Annotated in this window: 5 protein-coding genes; all 5 read left to right on the top strand. The window is 66.5% G+C overall.

Going from position 1 to position 6,572, the window contains the following annotated elements; genetic code table 11:
- The first annotated feature begins 3 nt into the window (after window positions 1-3).
- The gene (locus VLF18_RS03365; RefSeq protein WP_325278207.1) at window positions 4-873 is read left to right on the top strand and encodes a 5'-nucleotidase, lipoprotein e(P4) family; all 870 of its coding nucleotides are present in this window, start codon (window positions 4-6) and stop codon (window positions 871-873) included.
- A 5-nt stretch (window positions 874-878) separates the two neighbouring features.
- Window positions 879-1,592 (top strand): orotidine-5'-phosphate decarboxylase, encoded by a 714-nt coding sequence (gene pyrF / locus VLF18_RS03360; protein WP_325278206.1) that lies wholly within the window; start codon window positions 879-881, stop codon window positions 1,590-1,592.
- Window positions 1,593-1,934: 342 nt separating this feature from the next.
- Window positions 1,935-2,852 carry a hypothetical protein gene (locus VLF18_RS03355; RefSeq protein ID WP_325278205.1) on the top strand — a complete coding sequence of 306 codons (918 nt, stop codon included), beginning with the start codon at window positions 1,935-1,937 and terminating at the stop codon, window positions 2,850-2,852.
- A gap of 119 nt (window positions 2,853-2,971) precedes the next feature.
- The gene (gene plsB, locus VLF18_RS03350; RefSeq protein WP_325278204.1) at window positions 2,972-5,503 is read left to right on the top strand and encodes a glycerol-3-phosphate 1-O-acyltransferase PlsB; all 2,532 of its coding nucleotides are present in this window, start codon (window positions 2,972-2,974) and stop codon (window positions 5,501-5,503) included.
- Between the two features lie 129 nt (window positions 5,504-5,632).
- A partial coding sequence (locus tag VLF18_RS03345; RefSeq protein WP_325278203.1) for a Na+/H+ antiporter NhaC family protein occupies window positions 5,633-6,572 on the top strand: 940 nt, incomplete at its 3' end.

Here is a 6,572-nt window from a genome sequence, read left to right as displayed (position 1 = left end):
CCTTTGCCGTTCCTGCTGCTGCTCGCCGGCTGCGCTGCGTCGCCGAGCCGCGCGCCCGCACCCGCCGCGCCGGAAGCGCCCAGGCCGCCGCCGCTGACCTACGCGGAAACCAATCTCAACGCGACGCTCTGGGCGCAGGGCACCGTCGAACACGACATGGCCTATCGCGGCATCTACGCGCAGGCGACGCGGCAGATCACCCTCGCGCTCAAACAGAAAGACTGGGATGCGCTGCCGAAATCGGAACGCAAGAAGCCCGCGCGCGGACTCAAGCCCGCCGTCATCGTCGATGTCGACGAAACGGTGCTCGACAATTCGCCGTATCAGGCGCGGCTGATCCGCGACGGCAAGGAATTCGACGAATACAGCTGGGACCAGTGGTGTCGCGAGCAGCGCGCGCTCGCGCTGCCCGGCGCGCTGGAATTCGCTCAGGCCGCGGCGGCCAAGGGCGTTACCGTGTTCTATCTGACCAACCGCGCGCAGCATCTGAACGAGGCGACGCTCGCGAACCTGCGCGGCGCCGGCTTTCCGGTGGCCGAGAAGGAAACGGTGTTTCTCGGCCTCGGCACCGTCGTCGAGGGCTGCGAAGCCAGCGGCAGCGACAAGGGCTGCCGGCGCGAGCTGATCGGCCGGCGCTATCGCGTGCTCGCACTCGTCGGCGACCAGCTCGGCGATTTCATCGACGTCGACAACAACACGGTCGCCGCGCGCGCGGAAGCCGCGAAGCCCTACGCGAACTGGTTCGGCGAGCGCTGGTTCATGCTGCCGAATCCGACCTACGGCTCCTGGGACAGTGCGCTACTCGGCAACCAGCGCGGTGCCGAGGCGCCGGTGAAACACCAGATCCGCCGCGACGCGCTGCGCACGGAGTGACTGTCATGAACTATGCCCGCAAGAACATCGACCCGCGCGACCGCCTGATCTTCGCGCTCGACGTGCCGACTCGCGCCGAGGCCATGGAGTGGGTCGACCGCCTCGACGACGCGGTGACTTTCTACAAGATCGGCATGGAACTCCTGACCAGCGGCGACTATTTCGCCGTGCTCGGCGATCTCGCCGCGCGCGGCAAGAAGATCTTCGTCGACCTGAAGTTCTTCGACGTTCCCGCGACTGTCGCGTCGGCGGTCAAGGGACTCACGCGCTACCCGGTGTACTTCTGCACGATTCATGGCAACGACGGGATGATGCGCGCCGCGGCGGCGGTCAAGGGCGACATCCGCCTGCTCGCCGTGACCGCGCTGACCAGTCTCGACCAGCACGATCTCGACGACCTCGGCTTCCGCGTCGATCCGGAGCAGCTCGTGCTGTCGCGCGCCAAGGCGGCATTGGCCGCGGGCTGCGACGGCGTCGTGTCGTCGGGCCTCGAAGTGCCGGCGCTGCGGCGCGAAGTCGACCACGCGCTGATCACGGTGTGCCCGGGAATCCGGCCGATCGGCAACAGCGACGACCAGAAACGCACGCTCGACGTCGCCCAGGCGTTCGCCGCGGGCGCCGACTACATCGTCGTGGGCCGGCCGATCCGGAACGCGGCCGATCCGCGCGCCGCCGCGCTCGCGATGCAGCAGACCATCGCCGACACGCTCGCACGGTGAAGGGACGAGTCGGTTCCGGCCGCACGGTGGCGGATGAAATCTATTTCAGATTCAATAAATTGAAGCGCGCATTGTGAGGTATTGCATTAAGTCGATTCAGCCAGTACGATGCACGCCGTACCTGAACCAGACGCGGCAATAACTCCAGACATAGCCGACCGCGCCCGACATTGCGATTCCCCCTCCGGTTCTGCCGGATTCGCCCGGATCGTTCGCTGAGAACATCCGGGTTTTTCTTGCCCGAATGTCGGGATTTCGACCGTTCCGGCGTTCGCTGGAATGCACAGACGCAGTCGGCTAGAGTGCGTTGCTGTTTCACCAATTGAACCCTTGGGGAAAAACATGTCCACGAAATTTGCTCGCGTCGCGCTGGCCGCGGCTCTCGGTTTTGCACTGGTCGGCTGCGGCAAGGATGAGCCGCCTGCCGCGCCGCCGCCGGCCGTTGCCGCGAAGGCTGCCGCCACGCCGGACGGCGCGATCATGGCGTCGATCGGTCACCTGAAGACCGGCAACATCGACGGCCTGATGCAAAGCGTGCTGCCGCCGGACGAGTACGCGAAGGCCAAGGCCGACTACGCGACCGAGATGAACAAGGAACCGGCGAGCGAGGAAGACAAGGCCAAGTTCGCCGAGAACATGGCCAAGCTGACCGCACCGGACGCCGAAGCCAAGCTCTGGGCCGAGCTCGAGCCGAAGCTCAAGGAACTCGATGCGCAGATGGCGCAGCAGATGCCGATGATGGTCGCGATGGGCAAGGGCGTCATCCAGAGCTCGATCCAGCAGAACCAGGATCTGAACGACGCGCAGAAGCTGCAGGCCTCGCAGGCCATCGATGCGCTCGGCAACTGGGTCACGACTGCGAAGTTCACCGATCCGGCGCTCGCGCAGAAGGCGATCAAGGTCGTCTGCGACACGGCACGCAAAGTCAACCTGAAGACGCTCGACGAAGCGCGCGCGCTGAGCTACGAGCAGGCGATGAGCAAGGCCGGCGTCGTCTATCTCGGCCTCAAGGACGTGCTCGCGCTGTACGGCTTCTCGATCGACCAGACGCTGGATTCGGTCAAGGCCGAAACGATTTCGTCCGACGCCAACGCCGCGAAGGTCAAGATCAGCTACACGCTGCTGAATGCGCCGCTCAGCGCGGAGAGCGATCTCGTCAAGGTCGGCGACCGCTGGTACGGCAAGGAAATGCTGGAAGGCCTGAAGAAGAAGGACACGGCGGCGAGCGAGCCGGCCGCTCCGGCGCCGGCCACGAACTGACGCCGCACGCGCCATCGGCGGGTTCAAGGCCTGTTTTCCGGCCGATTTAACGCGCCGCTAACGCAATCGAACGCCGCCCTCGGGCGGCGTTCGTTTTTGTCGCGGTTACAATCCGCGGCATGGATGACCTCACTACCTCCGGGCGCCACGACGATGCGCCGCGTGTTCCCTGGCGCCTGCGATTGTTCGGCCGCCTGCTCGAATCCTGGATCCGTATCAAACCCGACCCGGTGAATCCGGGCAGCCTGCTGCTGCCGGGCGTACCGGTCTGCTACGTCACGGAACGCTACGGACTGTCGGATGCGCTGATCCTCGAACAGGCGTGTCGCGAAGCCGGACTGCCGTCCGCGCTCGTGCCGCTGCAGAACGTGTCGACGCGCCGCAAGCGCAGCTACTTCGCGACGTCGATGCGCAACAGTCTCATCTGGAATCCGGCACGCCGGCGCTCGCCGACGCAGCCGCTCGCCGAACTCGTCGCGCAGCTCGAACTGCTGCCCGACCAGGACGTGCAACTGGTGCCCGTGTCGATCTTCGTCGGCCGCGCACCGAACCGGCAATCGGGCTGGTTCAGCGTGCTGTTCTCGGAAAACTGGGTCGTCGTCGGCCGCTTCCGCCGCCTGCTCGCGCTCGTGCTCAACGGCCGCGACACGCATGTGCAGTTTTCCACACCCGTGTCGCTGCGACGCGTGCTCGCCGAGGAGCAGGGCGCGCCGCGCGACCGTTCGGTGCGCAAGATCTCCCGCGTGCTGCGCGCGCATTTCCGCCGGATCCGCGCCGCGGTCATCGGGCCCGACCTGTCGCATCGCCGCACCATCGTCGACGCCGTCGTCAACGCCGAGCCGGTGCAGCAGGTCATCGCCGCGACCGCGACCAAGGAATCGGCCCCGCGCGAGCAGGTGACGCGCCGCGCGCACGAATACGCGGTCGAGATCGCCGCCGACTACTCGCATCCGGTCGTGCGCTCGCTGTCGTTCATGCTGCACAGCTTCTGGAACAAGCTCTACGACGGCGTGACGATGAACCATTTCGACCGCGTGCGCGCCGTCGCGCCGGGTCATGAAATCATCTATGTGCCGTGCCACCGCAGCCACATCGACTATCTGCTCGTGAGCTGGCTGCTGTACACGAACGGCATCGTGCCGCCGCACATCGCTGCCGGCGTGAACCTCAATCTGCCGCTGGTAGGACCGCTGCTGCGGCGCGGCGGCGCGTTCTTCCTGCGCCGCAGCTTCAAGGCGAACGCACTGTATTCGGCCGTGTTCACCGAATACGTTAGTCAGCTGTTCGCACGCGGCGTCTCGATGGAATATTTCATCGAAGGCGGCCGTTCGCGCACCGGGCGCCTGCTGCAGCCCAAGGCCGGCATGCTCGCGATGACGCTGCGCGCTTTTCTGCGCGAATCGCGGCGGCCGGTAGCGTTCCAGCCGGTCTACATCGGCTACGAAAAGCTGATGGAAGGCAACAGCTACATCGGCGAACTGTCGGGCCAGGCCAAGCAGAAGGAGTCGCTGTTCGGCCTGCTGCGCTCGGTGAAGAAGCTGCGCGAGCACTACGGCCGCGTTGCCGTGAATTTCGGCGAGCCGGTGTTTCTCGAGGAACTGTTGCAGCGCGAAGCGCCGGACTGGCGTGCCAACGCCGACGACGACAAGCCCGAATGGTTCGGCCGCAGCGTCGACGCGCTGGCCGAGCGCATCCAGATCAGCATCAACAGCGCCGCGGACGTCAATCCGATCAACCTGCTCGCGGTCGCGCTGCTCGCGACGCCGAAGCATGCGATGGCCGAAACCGACCTTCTTGCACAACTGGAACTGTACAAAGCGCTGCTCGCCGAGCTGCCGTACGCCGAGCGCATTACGCTGACGTCGAAGACGCCGGCCGAGATCGTCGCCTACGGCGAGAAGATGCAGTGGATCCGCCGCATCCGCCACCCGCTCGGCGACGTGCTGACGAGCGAAGGCAAGCAGGCGACGCTGCTGTCCTACTTCCGCAACAACGTGCTGCATCTGTTTGCCGCGTCGGCCTGGATCGCCTGCTGCTTCATCAACAACCGGCGCATGGCGCGCGCCTCCCTGCTGCGGCTGTCGAAGCTGATCTATCCGTTCATCCAGTCCGAGCTGTTCCTGCCCTGGGACGAGGCCGGCTTCGTCGAACGCATCCACGCGACCGTCGATTTCTTCATCCGCCGCGGCGTGCTCACGCCCGATGCGGAGGGCCGCGTGCTCAATCGCGGCGCCGGCCAGGGGGACGCGGCATTCCAGCTGCGCACGCTCGCGCACAGCCTGTTGCAGGCGTTCGAGCGCTACTACATCACGATCGCGGTTCTGGTGAAGCATGGCCCGCATACGATCAGCGCGGCGGAACTCGAGAACCTCTGCACGCTGACCGCCCAGCGCCTGACGCTGCTGCATGAACTCAACGCTCCGGAGTTCTTCGACAAGTCGCTGTTCAAGGGCTTCATCCAGCAACTGCGTGAACGCAAGGTGGTCTGGACCGACGAGGCGGGCAAGCTCGACTTCGATGCGGCGCTCGCGATCGTGGCGAAGGACGCGAAGGTGATCCTGAGCCGCGAGATCCGCCACGGCATCCTGAAGCTCGCGCCGCAGCTCAAGCCGCCGGCGGCGCCCGAAGTCGCGCCGGACAAGGCTGCCTGACCGCCCGCGGGTCGCAGTGCATATGCCCCGGGCGGCATATGCACTGCCGCGCAGAATATTTCGAAACGGACGTCCAGCCGTCTATGCTGCCATGCAGCACGGCGCGTGTGCGCCCTTTTCGAGATCGTGATGTCCGCTCCGCATTCCGCCCGGGCGCTGTTGCCGCTCGGCGTTTTTCTGTCGCTGTTCCTCGGCACGGGACTCTGGTTCACGCTGCAGGGTCATCCCGACGCGTTCTATCAACTGCGCGCACCGGTCGCGATCCTTCCCGCGATCGCGCTCGCGTTCTGGCTCGCGCGCCGGGCGCGGCCGCTCGATACGTTTCTCGCCGGCATGGGCAATGCCGATGTGATGCTGATGTGCCTGATCTTCCTGCTCGCCGGCGCGTTCGCCGCGGTCAGCAAGGCCATCGGCGGCGTCGATGCGGTGGTCTGGCTGACCTTGAACGCCGTGCCGTCGTGGCTCGCGCTGCCGGGACTGTTCCTGGTCGCCGGCTTCGTCGCACTCGCGATGGGCACGTCGATGGGCACGATCGCGGCCGTCGCGCCGATCGCGCTCGGCGTCGCCGAGGCGGCCGGCATCGCGCCGGCGATCGCGCTGGGCGCGGTCCTCAGCGGCGCCACGTTCGGCGACAACCTGTCGGTGATTTCCGACACCGCGATCGCCGCGTCGCGGTTGCAGGGCGCTAGCGTACGCGACAAGTTCCGCGCGAATTTCTGGCTCGCGCTGCCCGCCGCGCTGGCCTGCCTCGTGCTGCTCGCCGTACTCGGACAGGGCACCGCGGCTCCTGCGGTGCCCGATGTCTCGCCGTGGCTGGCATTGCCGTATCTCGTCGTGCTCGTGCTCGCGTTGCTCGGCGTCGACGTACTCGTCGTGCTCGGCGTCGGCCTGATTCTGGCCGGATCGTTCGGCTTTGCGCTCAAGGCCGGCTACTCGCCGGCCGCGTTCAGCGGCGACATCTATGCCGGCTTCGAAGGCATGTTCGAGATCACGCTGTTGTCGCTGCTGATCGGCGGGCTCGCGGCGCTCGCGCGCGCGCAGGGCGGGCTGGCCTGGCTCGCCGCGCGCG

Source organism: Tahibacter sp., assembly GCF_035481375.1.
Classification (GTDB): Bacteria; Pseudomonadota; Gammaproteobacteria; order Xanthomonadales; family Rhodanobacteraceae; genus Tahibacter.
Note: the sequence above shows the minus strand (reverse complement) of the source record. Positions and strands in the feature narration are given on the sequence as shown.

Excerpts from the sequence above, each read along its gene's own strand:
- pyrF (WP_325278206.1), top strand. The coding sequence starts at position 879 with ATGAACTATGCCCGCAAGAACATCGACCCGCGCGACCGCCTGATCTTC.
- VLF18_RS03355 (WP_325278205.1), top strand. The coding sequence starts at position 1,935 with ATGTCCACGAAATTTGCTCGCGTCGCGCTGGCCGCGGCTCTCGGTTTT.
- plsB (WP_325278204.1), top strand. The coding sequence starts at position 2,972 with ATGGATGACCTCACTACCTCCGGGCGCCACGACGATGCGCCGCGTGTT.